This is a genomic window from Bradyrhizobium sp. A5, assembly GCF_042076515.1.
Taxonomy (GTDB): Bacteria; Pseudomonadota; Alphaproteobacteria; order Rhizobiales; family Xanthobacteraceae; genus Bradyrhizobium; species Bradyrhizobium cosmicum.
Genome location: NZ_CP148990.1, coordinates 3,231,036 through 3,249,713, shown reverse-complemented (window position 1 = coordinate 3,249,713; position 18,678 = coordinate 3,231,036). Strand labels below are relative to the sequence as shown.

Genomic DNA, 18,678 nt, shown 5'->3' with positions numbered 1-18,678 from the left:
CTCCGGCACCGGCGGGCGATTCCGCATAGGTTCACATGAGTTCGCCGCGGCCGGACTTGGCCGGGACAATCCCGGCCATGACGCTGTGGAAACCTGAGAGCGCCTTGCTGTAGCCGCGCGACCCTATCGGAATTGATAGCTCAGCCCGATGCGCGCGGTATTGAGACTGATGCGGCCGAAGGCTGCATTGAAGGACGAGGGCAAGGCGCCCGCGGTATCCCCGAGCACGGTCTCGGTCGTCGAGCCGCCGGCCAGGCTCACGTGAAGGTATTCGGCCCTCAGCGTCCAGTCGGGCAGAACAGCATATTCCAGGCCCGCGCCGGCGGTCCAACCCGTGGCGACCCTGCTCGACGATCCGGCCAAGCACGACGGATTTCCACCAAAGCAATTGACGTCATAGGCGCCTCCGCCAAAGGCGAACGGCGTATTCGTGTCCCAGCTTCCGCTTTGAACGACGCGACCGTAGGCAAGTCCTGCGGTGCCGTAGACCAGAAGATTGTTCGTCGGCAGATAGCCCAACCGCGCTCTCAGCGTGCCGAACCAGTCGAGCCGTTGCTGGACCGGCGCGTTGAATGGAGCCGTGTAGTAAGGTGCAAAGACCCCGCTGGTCGAGCCGGAGCCGCTCACGCCAGAGCCATCAAAATCCGCCTCGACTCCGATGAGCCAGGCGCTGCTCAACTGGTGATTATAACCAACCTGAACACCGCCCAGGACGCCCGAAAAGTCGAACGCGGCAGGGGGTGGCTTGCCACCTGCGCCAAATAGATTGACGGCCTGTGGATCGTTCGGCGCATAGCCGACGCTATTGCTGCCCCACCCACCACCGATGTTTGCACCGACGTAGACACCATTCCAGTTGCGGACCGGCGCCTCTCCCGCATAGGCCGGCGCCGCGGCGAGCGCAGCGGCGACGACAACACATTTCATCAGCTTCTTCACGACATCCCCTGGAAAGCCGCATGACCAATGGCGCGCGAATCTCCCTTCATTGATGCGCCGGTGACGACGGCGGTGTCTTGGACAATGGCGACCGGACCAGGACGATAGCGCACTGCGGAGCACACCGTGTTGCGTCATGACGATGCCTCGCGAGGGGACGCGCCCTGTCGGCCAAGGGTGCGTCTACGGGACAGCTCGCCAATTGCTTTCCGGCCGCGACTTCTCTATTTTTCAGATGGCTGTTTCTGAAGCGCCCACCGATCGTAGGGGCTGCCCGATGGCCATCACCGTTCGACCGATGACTCTGCAGGAAACTGCGCTGATCATTGAGTATTTCCACACAGCGACGCCGGAGCATCTGGAAACGCTCGGGGTCGACCCGACACGACTGCCACCGGCATCACAATGGCAGAGACTTTACGAGCAAATGTTCGACCGGCCTGTCGAGCAAAGAGGCGGTTTTCTGGTAAGCTGGCTCTCCGACGACAAGTTCCTGGGGTTTTCGACCGCCGACAAGATCCGCATTGGCCAACACGCAAATATGCATCTACACATCACGGATGCCTCGCTACGCAAGCAGGGGATCGGCGTGGAGTGTGTCCGAAGGACCGTCGAACTCTACTTCCAGATTCTGGAGTTGAAGCAACTCTTCTGTGAGCCCAATGCGTTCAATGTGGCTCCGAACCGCACCCTTCAAAAGGCGGGTTTCACCTACGTCAAGACTCACATGACCGTGCCGGGCCCTCTCAACTTCCACCAGGCGGTCAACCGCTGGATGATCGATCGAGGTTGACGGCAGTAACTCGCCGCCTGGCTGAATTCGCGAGTACGCGTCCTGCTCCCTCTCCTCACACCGGCGTATAGATCACCAGCTTCAGCGCGGGATCGTCATTGGCCTGAAAGCTCGTGTGCTCGAAATGCAGCACGCCGAGCGTCGGATGCGACATCGTCTTCAGGCCCGAGGCGGTCGAGCGGATCTCGTGGGCTTCCCACCATTTGACGAATTCCGGGCTGCCCTGCCGCAGCCGCGTCAGCAATTCCGCAAACGCGGGATCGCCGGCCCAGACGTCGTGGGTGGCGCGGAACATCGCGACCATGCGCTTGGCGACCTCCGCCCAGCCGGCGCCGTAGGCCTTGCGGGTCTGCTTGTTGGTCATCATCAGCAGCATCGTGTTGCGATCTCCCTCCGGCAATCGCCCAAACGCGAACACCTGCTCGGCAGCTTCGTTCCAGGCCAGCACATCCCAGCGCCGCCCGGTGATGTAGGCCGGATGCGGCAGGCTCTCGACCAGCCGCTGGATCGGCGGCGGCACGACCTCGCGCGTGAACGCGCGCTTGTCGCCGTCGCGCGCCAGCGCCTTCAGATGGGCGTGCTCGGTCTTGCTGAGGCGCAATGCACGGGCCAGCGCGTCGACGGTGGTGACGGACGGGCTGACGGTGCGGCCCTGCTCGAGCCGGATGTACCAGTCGACGCCGATGCCGGCGAGCTGCGCGACCTCCTCGCGGCGGAGCCCCGTGGTGCGGCGCCGGCTGCCCGCGGGCAGACCGACCGTCTTGGGCGTCAGCTTTTCGCGGCGGGACCGCAGGAAGTCGCCGAATTCGACGCGGCGTGGGTCGGCCATGGCGTGCTCCTGTGATGGAGGGCTTTAGGAATACTAGGATAATACCAGGCCTTCTTGTCCTGTCAAAGCCGGCGCATATGGGCTTCACCCGACTAGAGGTGAACATCATGAAAGCTGCCGTACTCAAATCCTTCGGATCCCCATTAGCGATCGAGGACGTGCCCGCCCCGGTGCTCGGCACCGGCGAGGTGATCGTCGATATCGTTGCCACCCGCGTCGTGTCGTATACCAACGAGGTGTTGAGCGGGGAGCGCAAATACGCGCTGGATCTCCCCGTCGTGCCCGGCGCGGGCGGGGTCGGCCGCGTGCGCGCGACCGGTCCGGACGCGACGAAACTTGCCGTCGGTGACTGGGTGCTGTGCGGACCGACGGTACGCGCGCGCGACGATGCGATCGCTCCAGACATTCACCTGCAGGGCGTGAGCGCCCGCGGCGAAGGCGGCATGCGGCTGCAGAAATATTTTCACGACGGCTCGTTCGCCGAGCAGATGAGGCTGCCGACGGAGAACGTGACGCGGCTCGGCCAGATCAGCGCGACGGAGGCCGGCCAATGGTGCGCGCTGGGCAACATGCTGGTGCCGTATGGCGGTTTCCTCGCCGCCAAACTCCAGCCTGGCGAGACCGTGCTGGTGAGCGGCGCGACCGGCAATTTCGGCAGCGCCGCCGTGGCGGTGGCGCTGGCGATGGGCGCAGCCTGCGTCGTGGCGCCGGGACGCAACGAGACGATGCTGGCCGAACTCGTGCGCCGTTACGGCGAGCGCGTCAGGCCGGTGAAGCTGACGGGCAACGAGGCCGAAGACTGCGCGCGCATGAAGCGCGCCGCACCTGGCCCGATCGATTGCGTGCTCGATATCATGCCGCCTTCGGTCTCGACGACGGTGGCGCGCGCCGCGATCATGACGGTGCGTCCTTACGGCCGCGTGGTGCTGATGGGCGGCGTCAACATGCAGGGCGGCGCGGGCCTCGAGCTGCCCTATAATTGGATCATGCGCGAATGCATCACCATCCACGGCGTCTGGATGTATCCACCGGATGCGGCCGTCCGCCTGATCGCGCTGGTGCGCGCAGGGCTGCTGTGCCTCGATCACTACGAGACGACAGCCTTCGATCTCGACCACGCCAACGAGGCCGTGGCCTATGCGGCCGCTAACGCCGGCCCGTTCGGCATGACGGTGATCCGGCCGTGACTGACCTGCCCGCCCCGGCGATGCGCCGTCGCGGCGGGTTTGCCTGCCATGTCAAAGGACTGGACAGCGTCACCCCGCTCAAAGCCGGTCAAGGCCGGCTACTGTGCATGGGGTTGTTTTCGCGTTTTTGTTATTCGAGCTCGACGACCTGGCCGTTCGACAGCGACACGCGGCGGTCCATACGGCCGGCGAGTTCCATGTTGTGGGTCGCGATCAGCATCGAGACCTGGGTCGCCTTGACGAGCTGCATCAGCGCCTGGAACACGTGGTCCGCGGTGTGTGGGTCGAGGTTGCCGGTCGGCTCGTCCGCGAACAGCACCCGCGGCGCGTTCGCAACCGCCCTGGCGATCGCGACGCGCTGCTGCTCACCGCCCGACAGCTCGGCCGGGCGATGGGTGATGCGGTCGCCGAGGCCGAGATAGCCAAGGATCTCCTTGGCGCGCTTGACGCTCTCGGACTTCTTCAGGCCGCGGATCATCTGTGGCATCATGACGTTCTCCAGCGCCGAGAACTCCGGCAGCAGCCGGTGCGACTGGTAGACGAAGCCGATGTCGGTGCGGCGAAGCTGGGTGCGCTCGATGTCGGGCAGTTGCGAGGTCGGCGCGCCATTGACGTAGACCTCGCCGGAATCGGGGGCTTCGAGCAGCCCCGCGATGTGCAGCAGCGTCGACTTGCCCGAGCCCGACGGCGCCACCAGCGCGACCGACTGGCCGGCCCACAGCGCGAGCTTGGCGCCGTCGAGGATCGTCAGCGGCACCTCGCCCTGCAAGTACTGCCGCTTTATCTCGTGGAGATAGATGACCGGTACATCTTCCGCCCCCTGCTGCTGCTCCATCAGCCCCTCACTCATACCGCAGCGCTTCGACGGGATCGAGGCGCGCGGCGCGCCACGACGGGTAGAGCGTCGCAAGGAACGACAGCGTCAGCGCCATGATGACGACGGCCGTGGTCTCGCCGACGTCGATCTCGGCAGGCAGTTTCGACAGAAAATAAAGCTCCGGCGAGAACAGCTCAGTGCTGGTCAGCCAGGACAGGAACTGCCGGATCGATTCGATGTTCAGGCAGATCAGGAGGCCGACGACGAAGCCGACCAGCGTACCGACCACGCCGATCGATGCGCCCGTGATCAGGAAGATGCGCATGATCGAGCCCTGCGAGGCCCCCATGGTGCGAAGGATCGCGATGTCGCTCCCCTTGTCCTTCACCAGCATGATCAGGCCGGAGACGATGTTGAGCGCCGCGACCAGCACGATCATGGTCAGGATCAGGAACATCACGTTGCGCTCGACCTGGAGCGCGTTGAAGAAGGTCGAGTTGCGCTGCCGCCAGTCGACCAGGAAAACCGGCCGGCCCGCGGCCTCCGTCACCGCCTTGCGGAAGGCGACGATCTGATCGGGATTAGTGGTGAACACCTCGATCGAGGTGACATCATTGCTGCGGTTGAAATAGGCCTGCGCCTCCGCAAGCGGCATGAACACGAAGCCGAGGTCATATTCGGACATGCCGATCTCGAACACCGCGACGATCTTGTAGGGCTTGATGCGCGGCGTCGTGCCCATCGGCGTGACTGCGCCCTTCGGCGCCACCAGCGTGATGCTGTCGCCCGCATGCAGCGACAGCTGGTCGGCGAGGCGCCGGCCGATCGCGACCCCCTGCCCGTCGTCGAAGCCTTCCAGCGAGCCCTGCTTGATGTTCTTGGCGATCGAGGTGAGGTTGTTGAGGTCGTCGGAGCGAATGCCCCGCACCAGCACGCCCGAGGCGTTCCACGGCGAGGACGCCAGCGCCTGGCCGTCCACAACGGGAGCAGCCAGCCGGATGCCCTGAACCTGGCTGAGGCGGTCGGCGACGTCCTTCCAGTCGGTCAGCGGCGATTCCAGCGGCTGCACCAGGATGTGGCCGTTCAGCCCCAGGATCTTGTCGAGCAGCTCCTTGCGGAAGCCGTTCATGACCGCCATTACGATGATCAGCGTCGCGACGCCCAGCATGATGCCGAGGAAGGAGAACCCGGCGATGACCGAGATGAATCCCTCCTTGCGGCGTGCGCGCAGATAGCGCGCCGACAGCATCCACTCGAAGGGCGCAAAAGGCGCGGTTGGCTTGGTCTCGGTCATGGTTTCATCCATCGCTTGATAATCCCATGATTCGGGGTCAATTGTGGCCGGATTGCCGGCCCATTATCGCGCGATGAACACTATTCAGGCGACCAGCCGGGCAATCACGTCCGCAGGCGACAGATTCTCGCGTGTGCCGTCGGCGCGCCGCTTCAGCTCGATCTTGCCGTCGGCAAGTCCCTTCGGCCCGATCATGATCTGCCAGGGAATGCCGATCAGGTCGGCCGCAGCGAATTTGGCGCCGGCGCGCTGGTCGGTGTCGTCGTAGAGCACATCGACGCCCTTGGCGGTGAGTTCGGCGTAGAGCTTCTCGCAGGCTGCATCGACCGCGGCATCGCCCTGCTTGAGATTCAGCACCACGGCGCGGAACGGGGCGACCGCTTCGGGCCATTTGATGCCGGCATCGTCATGGCAGGCCTCGATGATGGCACCGAGCAGGCGCGAGACGCCGACGCCATAGGAGCCGCCATGGATCGGCACGTCGACGCCGTCAGGGCCGGCCACCAGCGCCTTCATCGCGTCGGAATATTTGGTGCCGAAATAGAATATCTGGCCGACCTCGATGCCGCGGGTGTTCAGCCGCTTGGCTTCCGGCACTTCCCGCTCGAACCGCGCGGCGTCGTGGACGTCCTCGGTGGCAGCGTAGACCGAGGTCCACTGCTTGATGATCGGCGTCAGATCGGCCTCGTAATCGACGTCCTCGCCCGGCACCGGCAGGTCCAGCACGTCGCGATTGATGAAGACGCCGGATTCGCCGGTCTCGGCCAGCACGATGAATTCGTGGCTGAGATCTCCGCCGATCGGGCCGGTCTCGGCGCGCATCGGGATCGCCTTCAGTCCCATCCGCGCGAAAGTGCGCAAATAGGCGACGAACATCTTGTTGTAGGCGACGCGCGCTGCAGCCTCGTTGAGGTCGAAGGAATAGGCGTCCTTCATCAGGAACTCACGGCCGCGCATCACGCCGAAACGCGGACGCTGCTCGTCGCGGAATTTCCATTGGATATGATAGAGATTGAGCGGCAGGCTCTTGTAGGACTTGACGTAGGCGCGGAAGATCTCGGTGATCATTTCCTCGTTGGTCGGCCCGTACAGCAGCTCGCGCTTGTGGCGGTCGGCGATGCGCAGCATCTCCGGACCATAGGCGTCGTAGCGCCCGCTCTCACGCCAGAGATCCGCGAGTTGGAGCGTCGGCATCAGCAGTTCCAGCGCACCGGCGCGGTCCTGCTCTTCGCGAACGATCTGCTCGATCTTCTTCAGCACCCGAAACCCGAGCGGCAGCCAGGCATAGATGCCAGCCGCTTCCTGGCGGATCATGCCGGCGCGGAGCATCAGGCGATGCGAGACAATCTCCGCCTCTTTCGGATTTTCCTTCAGAATGGGCAGAAAGAACCGCGACAACCGCATGGCAATACTCTGGGAATCAGTGATCGCCTGCAGTGAAACCGGATTGAGAGCGAAAACACAAGACCGGGAATGAGGAAAAGCCGCTAAGGCGACGGAATTCCTGTCATTTTTCCGTTGGCTTGAGGTTCAGCTTGAGCCGCAACGATACGCCTCAAGGCGGCGCAACGTCGAGTTCGTCCTCCAGCGTGATCTTCTCGAAATCGCTCACCAGCGCGTCGATCCGCACATGCCAGCGACCGCCAAAGGGCAGCTCGACCTTGCGCACATGCCAGTAGCCGTCCGGCCCCAGCGAGGCGTCCCGCTTCATCGGCTCGACGCCTCGTTCGGGCAGGCTCAGCGTCAGGGTCACCTCCCCGGCCTTGAGCAGCGCCCCCTCGCCGGTCATGAGCTGGAGCACGAAATCGTCGACGCCTGCCTTGCCCGGCGAGACCAGCACTTGGAACATCGCCTTGTCGCCATGGATGTGGATCGCCAGCGGCGTCTCCGGAATGATGGTTCGTGGCGGCGGCGTAAAGCGCCAGCCGGCGACGACAGCAAAGATCGTCAGCGCGATGGCGCATTCCAGCAGGATCGCGCGCCTGAGGATGGACGCAGCCTTTTCCCCCCGCGCCAGGGCCGGCGTCAGCCGGAACCGATTGAGTGCGGCAAGTCCCAGCAGCAGGATGACAAGCGCGAGCTTGACCGAGAGGATCTGGCCGTAGCGGGTCTCGACCAGCGCAGACGGCTTTTCGATCTGGACGAACGCCAGCGCAAGGCCGGTCACGGCCAGCACGCCGACCGCGAGCGCGGCAAGGCGGGAAAAGCGGTTCACGACAGAAAGCGTCGCGACCGTCGGCCTCGACACCAGCGTGGCCAGCGGCGCGAGAGCACCGATCCAGATGGTGACGCCGAGGCCATGAAGAAAGATCGCCGGCCGGGTCAGCGCCTCCGGCGGCGCCGTGGCCGCGTGCCCGGTCATGGCGAGCGACAGGCCGACGCCGACGAAGGCGACGATCGCAAGCGCACGCGCGTACCATGCGCCGCGCAGCGCCAGCAGAGCGCACAGCATCGCAGCCATGGCGACCAGCAATGCGGGACCGGCGCTAGTCGCGAATGCGACTTTCCAGGGCGCGGCCGTCGCGAGTGCCGCCAGCGGCAGGCCCAGGAGATCGAGGCCCAACACACCGAGAGAGGCAACGGCGCAGGGAAGTCCGACCACAAGCGCCACGCGCGGGACGGTCATGCCGGTCATCGCCCACGCGATCCATCTCGCAAAAAACACGCCGCCGACGCCGACGAACAGCCCGAGATAGAGACCGACCCGCGCCAGCCAGATCAGCACATTCAACCCGCCGTCGGCATTGGCCGGAGCCTGCGTCCCCGTCGGCATACCGATCGAGAAGAACACCGATCCGGCGATGGGATGGCCATCCTGCGAGATCACGCGATAGCTCAAGACCGCGGTGCCCTGCGGCAGGTCCGGCGGCATCGCAACCGAGATGGTTTCACCCGATGCGCTGACGCGGGCGTCGTCCCGCGCCCTGCCCGCGCCGTCGATCAGTCGGATCGCGCCTGAAGTCACCACCTCGTTGAAGCGCAGTTCCACCGCCTTCGGCGCGCTCGCAAGCATGCTGCCGCTCGCCGGCTCGACCGAGACAAGCGCCGCATGCGCCCACACCCCGGTTGCAAAGCCAACAACGAGGAGCAGCGTCGCAAGCGCGGCGAGCAGGCGCATCAGGGCTTTGGCAACAGCTTCAGGCCGGGCGCCGGCGAATTGCCTTCGTGCGAATGCTTTGCCCCCTCCACGGGGATCTCAATCCAGCGGCTGACTCCGGTCTCGCATTCCTGCACGATTGGGAAATACAGCGTCGTGTTCGGCTTCAGGCCGCCCGTGAGGAAGCTGCTGATGACGAACTCGTCGTAATTATGGTCCGGCAGCTTGCCGCCGGACCAGGCGACTTCCTTGACGCCGGAGGAAAGCTTGTTGCCGTGATAATCGTATTCAGCGGCATATTTGCCCTCGACCACATCGACGCTCCAGCCCGCCTTCGGCATCGGCTTCACCGCGATCACGCCTTCCGGAATCTGCACACGGATCTTCACAGTGGGCGAGCCCTTGCAACCGTGCGGGACGGCGAAGACAGCCTTGTAGTACGAGCCGACCGTCGCCTGCTTGGTCTCGAGGGTGATATGCGCCGCGGCGGGCGATGCGGTGAGCGCGGCGATCAGAAACAGGCAGGATCGCTTCGACATGGTCGTCCTCCTCAACGTGGTCATTTGATCAGGATCGGAGATTCGATGCTGACATGATCTGCCTCGGAGATCGAAATTCCGAGACCCAGCATCCAGCGTCCCGGCGTCAATGGCGCGACCTTCACGTGCCAGCTGTCCTCGCCGTCCCGCGAAGCCTCGACCGGCGCGAGCTTCCTGCCGGTCTGTGACTCCACGAGCGTCACCGACACGGCTTTGGCCGTGAGCGGCGCCTCGTCCGTCGTCTCGAGCTGGATGGCGATCTCGACCGGGCCGGCGCGGCCCGGCGAGACCGTGACATTGGCCATCGCCTTATCGGTGTGCAGATGGGTGAAGAAGCTGTCGTCGTCGGTCGCCGCCGCAAGCGGTGTCGCCGCAACCGACAGCAACGCGGCCGCTCCGAGCACGAGGCCCGTGATGGTTCGACGCGAGGTCATCGGAGCCTTGATCGGTTTCATCACATCTTCATTCCCGAATGATCCGGCATCTTCTTCATCATGTGCCCGCCGTCGCCGGGCACCTGCGCGCCGACGCCCTGCACATCGAGGGAGACGGCGACCTTGCCGGCCTTCTCGAACTGAAGCGTCACCGGGACCTTGTCGCCCTGCTTGAACGCGCCCTTCAGCTCCTGGAGCATCAGATGATAACCGCCGGGGGCGAGCTTCACCGTCTTGCCGGGATCAATGACGAGGCCCTTGTCGAGCGGACGCATCTTCATCACGCCATTGTCGATCGCCATCTCATGGACTTCGGCCTTCCCCGCGATATCGGCGGACACGCCGATCAGCCTGTCGGCCGCCGCACCCTTGTTCTCGATGGTGAGATAGCCACCGGCAACCTTGGCGCCGCCCGGCGTCGCCCGGCTCCACGCCTGCGAGATGACGAGATCACCCGCCTTGACGTCGTCGGCCGCGGCTGGTGCAGCGCAGAGCGCCAGTGCGAACGCCGCGAACATCACATCTTTCAAGATCGTCTTCATATCAGTCTTCCCGTTTGCAGATTGAATGTCAGTGTGTGGAGAGTTGTTGGGCCGACCATTTTTCGAGATCGACCATTTCAGCGGACCCTTCGATCGTCGTGACGGTCCCGTCCCGGGAGACCAGCAAGGTCCTGGGGATGTCGCCCTGCCAGGCGGGATCGATCTCGAACCTCAAACGCTCGACAAAACCGTCATTGAAGATGAAATTCTCGGTGGACGACAGCCCAGCCCTGTCGAGCATCGATTGCGTCGCCGCCGGCAGGTTCGGCACGAGATCGGCGCTGATCGTGACCACATCGATTCCCGGGTGGTCCTTCGCAAACTGCCCGAGCAGCGGCAGCTCGACCTTGCAGGGACCACAGGTCACGCCCCAGAAATGCACGAGCGTCGGACGGCCCGCATGCCCCCTGAGAACGCTCTGCCAGGTACCGCGCTCGAACGGTTTCAGGGCCGGCGCCGCCCCGAGCGCGGCCACCGATGCGATCAGGATACCCAGACCCAGAATGCCTGCAAATCGACGTGTCATGGTTGGTCCTCGATCGCTGTAAGGCGATAGCCGTCCGCCTTCGTCATCCATGACAGATAGGTCTGTCGGCCATTGGAAATCAGCAAGGGATGGTCGGAGGTGTCGGTCGTGCTCGATATCGTCTTCGGCGGCGACCACGTGTCGCCATCGTCGCGCGAAATCGTCATCTGAACCGAAGTCTTCTCGCCGTCGAACTCCTTCCACACCATCACCGTCCCAGCGGGACCTGCGAGCACAAAGGGACGCGTCGGATTGCGGCCCGGCTGCCCGATTCCCACGGGCGCAGAGAATGTGCGGCCTTCGTCGCGCGAGTGCGCGTAGAACAATCCCTTCCGCGCCTTCCCATTCGTATACCAGGCGACGTGATAGGTTCCGTTCGGTGCAACGGTGAGGCTCGGCCCGTGGTGCGGGCAGGCGTTGATCTGCCAATCGTCGTTGCTGACCCGATGGATTTCCCCCGGTGTCGAGACATCGGTGAATGTCATGACGGCATGATCACGCACGCCGCCGTCAAAAATGTTCCTGAAGATCACGGCCGGCCGCCCCGGCGCCGCGAACGCCAACCCCAATCGGCAACATTCGCAGGTGTTGTCGCGCGCGAGGCTGGCCGCTGCGTAGGTAGCGCCGCCATCGCGCGACGAGGCAAAGAACAGCCCTGCCCCCTCGTACTTCCGTCCCGACTCCTTTGCGGGGACACGATTGCGCTTGTCGAGCCAGGCCGCGAAGATCGTCCCGTCCTGATCGAGCGCCAGCGCCTCAAAACGCTGGCTCTCTGCGTTTGCGGTGATGGGCTTCAGCTCGGCAAAGCTCTTCCCACCATCGCCGGAGCGCGTGTAGAGCACTTGGCCGTTGAACGCCTCGTCCCTGAAGATCGAGAATGCCAGAGCAATGCCGCCCTTGCGATCGACCACGATCTTCGGCCGCGCGTCCGGCCCCCAGTCGAGATTCAGCCGCGTGGTGGTGACCTGGACGGGGGCCGAGAAACTGCGCCCCGCATCCCGCGAACTCGCGACCGATACCTGCCCTCCCGCCATCCAGGCAAGCCACAGCGTTCCGTCTGGACCGAATGTCGGCGTCGCCTTGGTTGCGCAGCGCAACGTCTGCTCGTCACACGCCGCTTCCGACGCGTGCTGACCGTGCATCTGCGCGAACGCCGCGCCATGCAGGAATGCCAGAGCGAAGATCCCGAGCAAGCCGCTTCGGAGCATGGGCCGACTCCCTTCGAGAGCCCGGATCATTTGAACGCCACCTTCATACCCGCAACGAACGTGCGCGGCGAGCCCGCATAGATCGATCCCGTCGTGTTTGCGAGCGTGCTCGCAGGATCTTGAACTCCGGTCGTCGAAACCGTGTTGGCGATATTGTTTGCCGACGCAACGTAGGTGCGGTCGAACACATTTCTGACCTCGAGGAACAGGTTCAGGGATCTAAAAGTGTCGGACACCAGATCGGTCTTGTAGTGGACGTTCAAATTGACCAGCTCATAATCTGGCGCCTTCAGCAGATTTGCATTGTCCATGTAGAATGAGTCCTTCCACTGGACCTCGACGAAGCCTCCGAGGCCCGCCAGCGGCCCGGCGGATTCGTCGTAGCCAACCCGGGCCGTGAGCTCGTTGGGAGAGACGCCGGGGATTTTGTTGCCTGCCCGGTTGAAACTGAACACAGCACCCTTGGTGATGTTCTCGACGTAGTCGGTGTAGACCTCGTCGAGATAGGTGTATGCCGCCATGAACCGCCAGCCTGGATAAAACTTCCAGTCGGCGGCTAGCTCGATGCCGCGGTGCTCCGATCGCGGTGCGTTGAACGAATAGGTCACACCAGTGGTCTGAGTTGCCTGGGTGACGATTTCGTTGCGGAAGAACTCGTAGAAGCCGGTGGCGCTGAGCTTAAGCATGTTATTCGGCGTCCAATCAAACCCGATGTCGTAGCCGAGATTTTTCTGGGCCTGGAGCTGGGTGTTGTTGCCCGATAATCCCGTCTGAACCACGAACAGATTCGAAACCTGCGGCGTGCCGTATCCCGTGGCGACGCGTCCTCGGAACAGCCACTCGTTGTTGAGATTGTAGAGCAGCGCCAGCTCCGGTGCGGTATTTTGAAACTGCCGGTCCGCGGTTGTGGGCGTTATCGTGGTGATGCCCGTGGGTCCGGCGTACGAATAGGCCGTGTTTATTCCTTTCAGAACGGTGGTTTCCCAGCCAACGCCCGCAACCGCCGTCAACGAGGTCGTCAGCTTGAGCTCATCCCGCGCGCGCACGCCATAATTGGTCGTTTCGCTATAGAGATTGCTGGACAGCCTGCCGAGCGTGCCATTCCCTCCCGGCATCACGTTTCGAGTGTCACTCGATGCCGTCAGCGTATTGTAGAAGGCGCCGAAGAACGCGGTCGACTCCAATCCAAGGATCTCGCCGCGCTTGGTGAGATCGCTCATGTAATTGTACGACGGAAAATCGCCGATCGCGCTGGTCGCGCCGGTCGGCTGACTGATGTTCCTGTCGTCGAAGACGAACTGGTTGCGCCAGGTCGTGGTGTTGTCGAAATCATGCTCCCACCGGCCGCCGACGATTGTGCGGCGGTCGTTGCGGCCGAGCCCGGCCTGCACGGCCGTCTCCTTGTCGGTTCCGGCGGTCGGGTTGAAGCCGTTGTTGTTCAGCGTGACCGTGCCGCATCCGGCCGCGGCCGTGACGCCGGTCGCGCATCCCTGCTGGAAGGGATTGGTGTAGTACTGGTTCAGCGACTGCCGGATGGGCAGCCGCGTGCTGAGGTCGTTGTTGATGATCTTGACCGTGAAGCGGTCGTCCGGCGTCGCCTTGAGCGTTCCGAGGAAGTTGACGGTCTGTGTATTGAACCAGCTGTTGCCGATATAGCCGTCGCCGCGCGTGTCGCTTGCGAACAGCGAGCCCTCGAAATTCCCGACCTTCTTGCCGGCCGCCAGATAGTTGTTGAAGTAGCCATAGCTTCCGCCGTCGACGCCATATTCAACGCCGTCGATCGTGCCGCCCGGCCGCGTCCGGAAATTGAGTGCGCCGCCGGTTGCGTAATTGCCGTAGAGCGCTGACGAAGGCCCGCGAACGACGTCGATGGCGCCATAGGCATGCGGATCGATCAGGTCGCTGCGCGACAGGCCGTCCGGCTGGGTTACCGGGAAGCCGTCCTCGAAGATGACGAGATTGCGGATGCCGAAGCCGTTCCGGGCATTGGATCCACGAATCGAGATGCCGAAATCGCGCGGGCCGTTGCCCTGCTTGATCGAAATGCCCGGACTGTCGCGCAGGACATCGCTCACCGAGAACGCCGGTCGGTTCTCGAACTGGCTGCGATCGATGGTCGTGGCGGTCTGGCCGGCAGGAGCCTGATTGAGACCATCTCGGGCTGCGCTGGCGGTCACGGCCCTGTTCTGGGTCGGTACGCTGACACTCGCGCTCGGCGTAACGGGCCTCGCCACACGACCGGCCGAAGCAGAGCGAGGCCTCGACGACCGCGTGACGGGTTTCGGACGGGCGGCCTGCGGCGCCTCGATCGTCACCGGGGGGAGCGCCTGCGGGGTAGCCTGGGCGAGCGCGTCGGAGCCGATCGAGGACAGCACCCCGCAAAGCACGGGCAAGCTCGCGCCGCCGATCGCACGAATGCGTAACATCACTTGAATTCCTGACATCCGGCACTTCGGCCGGTCCGTTGAGCACGCCACCGGCGCAGCCAGATCGCGCGCCAATGGTTCGGTTTGTCGCTAGGTCAGGAGAAGTGCGGAGGCGCGCGCGCCTGGGCGCTTGTGCCCCTATGGGCTACGATGGCGGACGCATCCGCCACATGCCACACCACGCGCTCTGCGTGGCGGAAGGGACTGGTGAGCGCCGTGTGCGGCGGCGAATCGAGCGAGGCGTTGGCCTGCGCCAGACAGCAGAGCGCGCACGCCGCGCCATGTGCGGTCGGCGCGCCACTCTGGTCGGTCGGGCTGCTCTGCTCGCCCGCGCTGTGGCAGATGACGGCGGCAGACAGCGGATCGGCCACGGCCTGGCCGGCCGCCAGACAGGCAGCGATCGGGGCCAGCACCTGCATCGCCAAGGCGAGCAGGACCAGGGGAAGGAATTTTTGCAGCCGTGCGCGCATCCGCCGAACCATTCGTTCGTGCGCTAACTAAACACTGCGCCGGGACCTGAGTCGAGGTCAGTTCCGCCGGCTTCTTGGCCGGGCGCAAATTTCTCGAAAATTGTGGTCCGGCCGCCTCATAAGCGAAGACGTCCGGCATTTGAGGCAGATGCACAAGCCTGGCTCCTCCACAGATTTCTTATATTTGTCATACGGTTACACCGTAGACAGCCCGATCATTTCGTCAGCTGCTCTAATTTTGAACAATCGTTGCCGAAAATGATGACAAGTGAGAAAAGTTGATCTAGCATCCCTCTTGCTCAGGCTAGCCGCGAGGTCAAAGTCTGGTGGTCCAAGTCTCGGGAGGAGCCCCTGGCGCGCAAAACGCAGCGTCGCCCCGTCAATCAAGAGCAAATCTTAGAATCGGGGATAATAGGGTCGACACAATTTTCGAGCGGGGCTAGGGCCCCGCTCTTTTTTTGTCTGTAGCGCTGAAGCGCCAATGAATGTTTCCCCTAATCCGATCGAAAACAGCTTCGAACTCGCGGCCTCGCACTGCGCGGATCTCACGCCGCTCGTCTACCAACGTCTGTTCACAGAGCATCCCGAAACGCAGGCGATGTTCCGCTCGCAAGGCAGCGCGCTCGTGAAGGGCTCGATGCTTGCGCTGACGATCGAGGCGATTCTCGATTTCGCCGGCGAGCGTCGCGGGCCGTTCCGGCTGATCGCCTGCGAGGTCGTCTCGCACGACGGCTACGGCACCCCGCGCGAGCTGTTCATCGCGTTCTTCGCCGTGATCAGGGATACCCTGCGCGAGTTGCTCGGCGATCAATGGTCGCCCGCGATGGCGCAGGCTTGGGACGCATTGCTCGCCGAGATCGACGCCTTCGCTGGCATCGCGGCGTAGCGCTTTGCGCTGCACCAAGGGATCCGGCGATCTCGCGGTTGATTGCAGATTGAGTGGCAACAACTCTTGTGAGAGACTTTCCGAGATCGGTCGCGCAATCAATGACGCGCCGACGACAAGATATTATGGGAGCGAACGATGTCCGGGACGAAAGATTTCTCGACGACGAGGCGCGATCTTCTTCAGGCGGCCGCGACCGCCGGCGCCGGGGCTGCCATCCTCGGCAGCCTGGGCATAAACCCCGCATTGGCAGCCGAAGTCGGACGATCCGAAAAGCCGCTGAAGGCGGCCTTCTCCAATGCAGGCCTCCAGGCCACCTGGTGCGCGCAGGGCAAGCAGGCCGCGGAATTCTGGGGCAAGCTGTTCAATGTCGAGGTCACCTGGTTCGACGGCCAGCTCGATGCGGTGAAGCAACGCGCGGCGATCGACAACATGGCCTCGCAGAAATGGGATTTCGTCGCGATCCAGGCTTTCGGCATCGGCACCCTCACCCAGCCGGTGCAGAAGATGATCGACGCCGGCACGCCCGTCATCGACATGGACACGCTGATTGCGCCGCTCGACCAGATCAACGTTCACTCCTTCCTCGCCCCCGACAACGAGTTCATGGGCGCTTCGGTGACGCAGGCGCTGTGCAACGCCATGGGAGGCAAGGGCAAGATCATCATGACGCAGGGAGCCCTTGGCCACACCGGCGCGCAGGGCCGCGCGAAAGGCTTCAACAATGTCGTCAAGCAATTCCCCGGCATCGAGGTGCTCGACACCCAGCCCGCCGACTGGGACGTCTCGAAGACCGCGCGGCTCTGGGAAACCTATCTGACCAAGTATCCGCAGATCGACGCGGCGTTCTTCCACAATGACGACATGGCGCTGGCCGCCGCCAACATCATGAAGGCGCGGGGCCGCACCAACATCCTGATCGGCGGCGTCGATGCCATGCCGCCGGCGATCCAGGCGGTGAGCGAAGGCCGCATGTTCGCGACCGTGCGCAACCCGTCCTGCCGCATCCACGGCGGCGCCATCATCGCAGGCGTCTCCGCCGTGGTCGGCGGCGAGAAGAGCGGACAGGGCATCCCCAAGAACGTCGTCACCGACGGCCCGGTCGTGACCAAGGCCAACGCTGCGGGCATGCAGTGGATGCAGGATCATTTCCTGATCTGAGCGACCAGGATCTGAGCTTCCATGCCCGAGATGCGTTCGCCCATCCTGGAACTACAGGGCATCACGAAGAGCTTCGGCGGCGTCGAAGCGCTTCGTGGTGTTGACTTCGCGCTCTCCCCCGGCGAGATCCATGGTCTCGTCGGCGAGAACGGCGCTGGCAAAAGCACGCTGATGAAGATCATAGCCGGCGTGCATACCGAATTCTCCGGCCGCTTCCTGATCGACGGAAAGGAAACGCATTTCCGCTCGGCGCGCGATGCGCGCGCGGCCGGCATCGCCATGGTGCATCAGGAGCTCTCGGTCGCGCCCGACCTCACGGTCGCCGAGAACGTGTTCCTCGGCAACCAGCCGACCAACGCCCTCGGCCTCGTGCAGTGGCGGCGGATGGCGCGAGAGGCCGGCGAACAGCTTGCCCGGCTTGGTCTCGACGTCGATCCGATGAGCCGGCTCGGCGACCTCTCGATCGGACTGCAGCAGCTGATCGAGATCGCGCGCGTGCTGTTCTCCGGCGCCCGCATCGTCATCCTGGACGAGCCGACCTCCGCCCTCTCCCCGCCCGAGGTCGAGCGGCTGTTCGCAACGCTGCGGCGGCTGCGCGAGGAAGGCACGGCCATCGTCTTCATCTCGCATTTCATCGAGGACATTCTTCGCGTGTCCGACACGGTGACCGTGTTCCGCAATGGCCGGAAGGTCGCCGAAACCGCGGCCTCGGCCACCAGCAAGGGCGCGCTGATCGAGGCCATGATCGGCCGCGGCGGCGAGGCCCTCGAGCACAGCTACAGCGACGACCTGATGCTGCCGCAGCCTGTCGACAGCTCGGTCGTCCTGAAGGTCGACCAGCTATCGCTGGCACGCAGCCTGAAGGACATCTCCTTCGAGGCGCGCGCCGGCGAGGTGCTCGGCATTTACGGCTTCATAGGCTGCGGCCAGCAGGAGCTGTCGCGCATCCTGTTCGGCAAGCTGAAGCCGGATGGCGGCACGCTCGCGGTCGAAGGCAAGCCGAGGAGCTTTGCCAGCACGGCGGCGGCGCGGCGCGCGGGCGTGGCGCTGGTGCCGGAGAGCCGGCGCGACATGCTGTTCCACCAGGAGCCGGTCTACAAGAACATCTCGATCAGCATTCTCGATCGCATCTCGTCCCTGCTGCTCAGGCCGGCGCAGGAGCGCGAGATCGCAAAACGCCAGGTCGAGCAACTGCAGATCCGGCCGCCGGTGGTCGGCCTCGACCTCGGCATGCTCTCGGGCGGCAACCAGCAGAAGGTCGCGCTGGCAAAATGGCTGACCTATCCGCCCAAGCTTCTGGTGCTGTGCGAACCGACCCGCGGCATGGATGTCGGCGCCAAGAACGACGTCATCAACATCGTCCGCGACCTCCGCGCCAGGGGGCTCGCCGTCATCGTGCTGTCGACCGAGCCGGAAACGGTGCTGTCGCTGGCCGACCGCATCCTCGTGCTCAAGCGCGGCACGTTGGTGCGGGAGTTCAAGAACGAGCCGGTCAGCAAGGACCGCCTGCTGGAAGCGGCGTGACGGAGA

18 protein-coding genes are annotated in these 18,678 nt (G+C 64.1%); 5 read left to right on the top strand and 13 right to left on the bottom strand.

Annotated elements, in window-relative coordinates; genetic code table 11:
* Nucleotides 1-123 precede the first annotated feature (123 nt).
* On the bottom strand, nt 124-939 hold the full coding sequence (locus tag WHZ77_RS15555) for an outer membrane protein (protein WP_375314412.1): 816 nt from the start codon (nt 937-939) through the stop codon (nt 124-126).
* A 277-nt stretch (nt 940-1,216) separates the two neighbouring features.
* Between WHZ77_RS15555 and WHZ77_RS15550 the strand changes: the two genes are divergently transcribed.
* Nucleotides 1,217-1,732: a GNAT family N-acetyltransferase gene (locus WHZ77_RS15550; RefSeq protein ID WP_375314411.1), complete on the top strand. Its 516-nt coding sequence runs from the start codon at nt 1,217-1,219 to the stop codon at nt 1,730-1,732.
* Nucleotides 1,733-1,787: 55 nt separating this feature from the next.
* Here WHZ77_RS15550 and WHZ77_RS15545 read toward each other — a convergent pair whose 3' ends face one another.
* Nucleotides 1,788-2,561 (bottom strand): helix-turn-helix transcriptional regulator, encoded by a 774-nt coding sequence (locus WHZ77_RS15545; protein ID WP_375314410.1) that lies wholly within the window; start codon nt 2,559-2,561, stop codon nt 1,788-1,790.
* A 107-nt stretch (nt 2,562-2,668) separates the two neighbouring features.
* Here WHZ77_RS15545 and WHZ77_RS15540 point away from each other — a divergent pair, with 107 nt between their 5' ends.
* On the top strand, nt 2,669-3,748 hold the full coding sequence (locus WHZ77_RS15540; protein ID WP_375314409.1) for an alcohol dehydrogenase catalytic domain-containing protein: 1,080 nt from the start codon (nt 2,669-2,671) through the stop codon (nt 3,746-3,748).
* Nucleotides 3,749-3,878: 130 nt separating this feature from the next.
* On the opposite strand, the gene WHZ77_RS15535 is transcribed toward WHZ77_RS15540, so the two are convergent.
* From WHZ77_RS15535 to WHZ77_RS15485, 11 genes are all read right to left on the bottom strand, one after another.
* Nucleotides 3,879-4,583 carry an ABC transporter ATP-binding protein gene (locus WHZ77_RS15535; protein WP_041748277.1) on the bottom strand — a complete coding sequence of 235 codons (705 nt, stop codon included), beginning with the start codon at nt 4,581-4,583 and terminating at the stop codon, nt 3,879-3,881.
* Between the two features lie 7 nt (nt 4,584-4,590).
* A complete protein-coding gene (locus WHZ77_RS15530) occupies nt 4,591-5,871 on the bottom strand; it encodes a lipoprotein-releasing ABC transporter permease subunit (RefSeq protein ID WP_015685803.1) in 1,281 nt (426 codons plus the stop codon).
* A gap of 72 nt (nt 5,872-5,943) precedes the next feature.
* Entirely contained in the window at nt 5,944-7,263 is a 1,320-nt protein-coding gene (gene proS, locus WHZ77_RS15525; RefSeq protein ID WP_375314408.1) for a proline--tRNA ligase, read from the bottom strand.
* A 151-nt stretch (nt 7,264-7,414) separates the two neighbouring features.
* Nucleotides 7,415-8,977, bottom strand: a complete 1,563-nt coding sequence (locus tag WHZ77_RS15520; RefSeq protein ID WP_375314407.1) for a copper resistance CopC/CopD family protein — start codon at nt 8,975-8,977, stop codon at nt 7,415-7,417.
* Nucleotides 8,977-9,495, bottom strand: a complete 519-nt coding sequence (locus tag WHZ77_RS15515; protein WP_375314406.1) for a YcnI family protein — start codon at nt 9,493-9,495, stop codon at nt 8,977-8,979. Before WHZ77_RS15515 ends, WHZ77_RS15520 begins: the two co-directional genes overlap by 1 nt.
* A 20-nt stretch (nt 9,496-9,515) precedes the next feature.
* Nucleotides 9,516-9,950 carry a hypothetical protein gene (locus WHZ77_RS15510; protein ID WP_375314405.1) on the bottom strand — a complete coding sequence of 145 codons (435 nt, stop codon included), beginning with the start codon at nt 9,948-9,950 and terminating at the stop codon, nt 9,516-9,518.
* Nucleotides 9,950-10,471: a copper chaperone PCu(A)C gene (locus WHZ77_RS15505; protein ID WP_375314404.1), complete on the bottom strand. Its 522-nt coding sequence runs from the start codon at nt 10,469-10,471 to the stop codon at nt 9,950-9,952. The genes WHZ77_RS15510 and WHZ77_RS15505 overlap by 1 nt, the downstream gene beginning before the upstream one ends.
* Nucleotides 10,472-10,499: 28 nt before the next feature.
* Nucleotides 10,500-10,997 carry a TlpA disulfide reductase family protein gene (locus WHZ77_RS15500; protein WP_375314403.1) on the bottom strand — a complete coding sequence of 166 codons (498 nt, stop codon included), beginning with the start codon at nt 10,995-10,997 and terminating at the stop codon, nt 10,500-10,502.
* Complete coding sequence (locus WHZ77_RS15495; protein ID WP_375314402.1) at nt 10,994-12,205, bottom strand: sialidase family protein; 1,212 nt, start codon at nt 12,203-12,205, stop codon at nt 10,994-10,996. Before WHZ77_RS15495 ends, WHZ77_RS15500 begins: the two co-directional genes overlap by 4 nt.
* A gap of 26 nt (nt 12,206-12,231) precedes the next feature.
* Nucleotides 12,232-14,631, bottom strand: coding sequence for a TonB-dependent receptor family protein (locus WHZ77_RS15490; RefSeq protein ID WP_375314401.1), 2,400 nt, complete (start codon nt 14,629-14,631; stop codon nt 12,232-12,234).
* Nucleotides 14,632-14,726: 95 nt separating this feature from the next.
* Nucleotides 14,727-15,101 (bottom strand): DUF2946 domain-containing protein, encoded by a 375-nt coding sequence (locus tag WHZ77_RS15485; RefSeq protein WP_375314400.1) that lies wholly within the window; start codon nt 15,099-15,101, stop codon nt 14,727-14,729.
* Nucleotides 15,102-15,582: 481 nt separating this feature from the next.
* Between WHZ77_RS15485 and WHZ77_RS15480 the strand changes: the two genes are divergently transcribed.
* The 3 genes from WHZ77_RS15480 to WHZ77_RS15470 all read left to right on the top strand — a co-directional run bounded on the left by WHZ77_RS15480 (nt 15,583) and on the right by WHZ77_RS15470 (nt 18,672).
* On the top strand, nt 15,583-15,987 hold the full coding sequence (locus WHZ77_RS15480) for a globin domain-containing protein (protein WP_375314399.1): 405 nt from the start codon (nt 15,583-15,585) through the stop codon (nt 15,985-15,987).
* A 138-nt stretch (nt 15,988-16,125) separates the two neighbouring features.
* Entirely contained in the window at nt 16,126-17,148 is a 1,023-nt protein-coding gene (locus WHZ77_RS15475) for a sugar ABC transporter substrate-binding protein (RefSeq protein ID WP_375314398.1), read from the top strand.
* A 21-nt stretch (nt 17,149-17,169) separates the two neighbouring features.
* Nucleotides 17,170-18,672 (top strand): sugar ABC transporter ATP-binding protein, encoded by a 1,503-nt coding sequence (locus tag WHZ77_RS15470; protein ID WP_375314397.1) that lies wholly within the window; start codon nt 17,170-17,172, stop codon nt 18,670-18,672.
* The last annotated feature ends 6 nt before the right edge of the window (nt 18,673-18,678 follow it).

What these genes read in the sequence shown, in the direction of transcription:
- WHZ77_RS15500 (WP_375314403.1), bottom strand. Translation starts at nt 10,997, where the DNA reads ATGACACGTCGATTTGCAGGCATTCTGGGTCTGGGTATCCTGATCGCA.
- WHZ77_RS15480 (WP_375314399.1), top strand. Translation starts at nt 15,583, where the DNA reads ATGAATGTTTCCCCTAATCCGATCGAAAACAGCTTCGAACTCGCGGCC.
- WHZ77_RS15470 (WP_375314397.1), top strand. Translation starts at nt 17,170, where the DNA reads ATGCCCGAGATGCGTTCGCCCATCCTGGAACTACAGGGCATCACGAAG.
- WHZ77_RS15535 (WP_041748277.1), bottom strand. Translation starts at nt 4,583, where the DNA reads ATGGAGCAGCAGCAGGGGGCGGAAGATGTACCGGTCATCTATCTCCAC.
- WHZ77_RS15530 (WP_015685803.1), bottom strand. Translation starts at nt 5,871, where the DNA reads ATGGATGAAACCATGACCGAGACCAAGCCAACCGCGCCTTTTGCGCCC.
- WHZ77_RS15505 (WP_375314404.1), bottom strand. Translation starts at nt 10,471, where the DNA reads ATGAAGACGATCTTGAAAGATGTGATGTTCGCGGCGTTCGCACTGGCG.
- WHZ77_RS15475 (WP_375314398.1), top strand. Translation starts at nt 16,126, where the DNA reads ATGTCCGGGACGAAAGATTTCTCGACGACGAGGCGCGATCTTCTTCAG.
- WHZ77_RS15485 (WP_375314400.1), bottom strand. Translation starts at nt 15,101, where the DNA reads ATGCGCGCACGGCTGCAAAAATTCCTTCCCCTGGTCCTGCTCGCCTTG.
- WHZ77_RS15510 (WP_375314405.1), bottom strand. Translation starts at nt 9,950, where the DNA reads ATGAAACCGATCAAGGCTCCGATGACCTCGCGTCGAACCATCACGGGC.
- WHZ77_RS15550 (WP_375314411.1), top strand. Translation starts at nt 1,217, where the DNA reads ATGGCCATCACCGTTCGACCGATGACTCTGCAGGAAACTGCGCTGATC.
- WHZ77_RS15545 (WP_375314410.1), bottom strand. Translation starts at nt 2,561, where the DNA reads ATGGCCGACCCACGCCGCGTCGAATTCGGCGACTTCCTGCGGTCCCGC.
- WHZ77_RS15495 (WP_375314402.1), bottom strand. Translation starts at nt 12,205, where the DNA reads ATGCTCCGAAGCGGCTTGCTCGGGATCTTCGCTCTGGCATTCCTGCAT.
- WHZ77_RS15520 (WP_375314407.1), bottom strand. Translation starts at nt 8,977, where the DNA reads ATGCGCCTGCTCGCCGCGCTTGCGACGCTGCTCCTCGTTGTTGGCTTT.
- WHZ77_RS15540 (WP_375314409.1), top strand. Translation starts at nt 2,669, where the DNA reads ATGAAAGCTGCCGTACTCAAATCCTTCGGATCCCCATTAGCGATCGAG.
- WHZ77_RS15515 (WP_375314406.1), bottom strand. Translation starts at nt 9,495, where the DNA reads ATGTCGAAGCGATCCTGCCTGTTTCTGATCGCCGCGCTCACCGCATCG.
- proS (WP_375314408.1), bottom strand. Translation starts at nt 7,263, where the DNA reads ATGCGGTTGTCGCGGTTCTTTCTGCCCATTCTGAAGGAAAATCCGAAA.
- WHZ77_RS15490 (WP_375314401.1), bottom strand. Translation starts at nt 14,631, where the DNA reads ATGTTACGCATTCGTGCGATCGGCGGCGCGAGCTTGCCCGTGCTTTGC.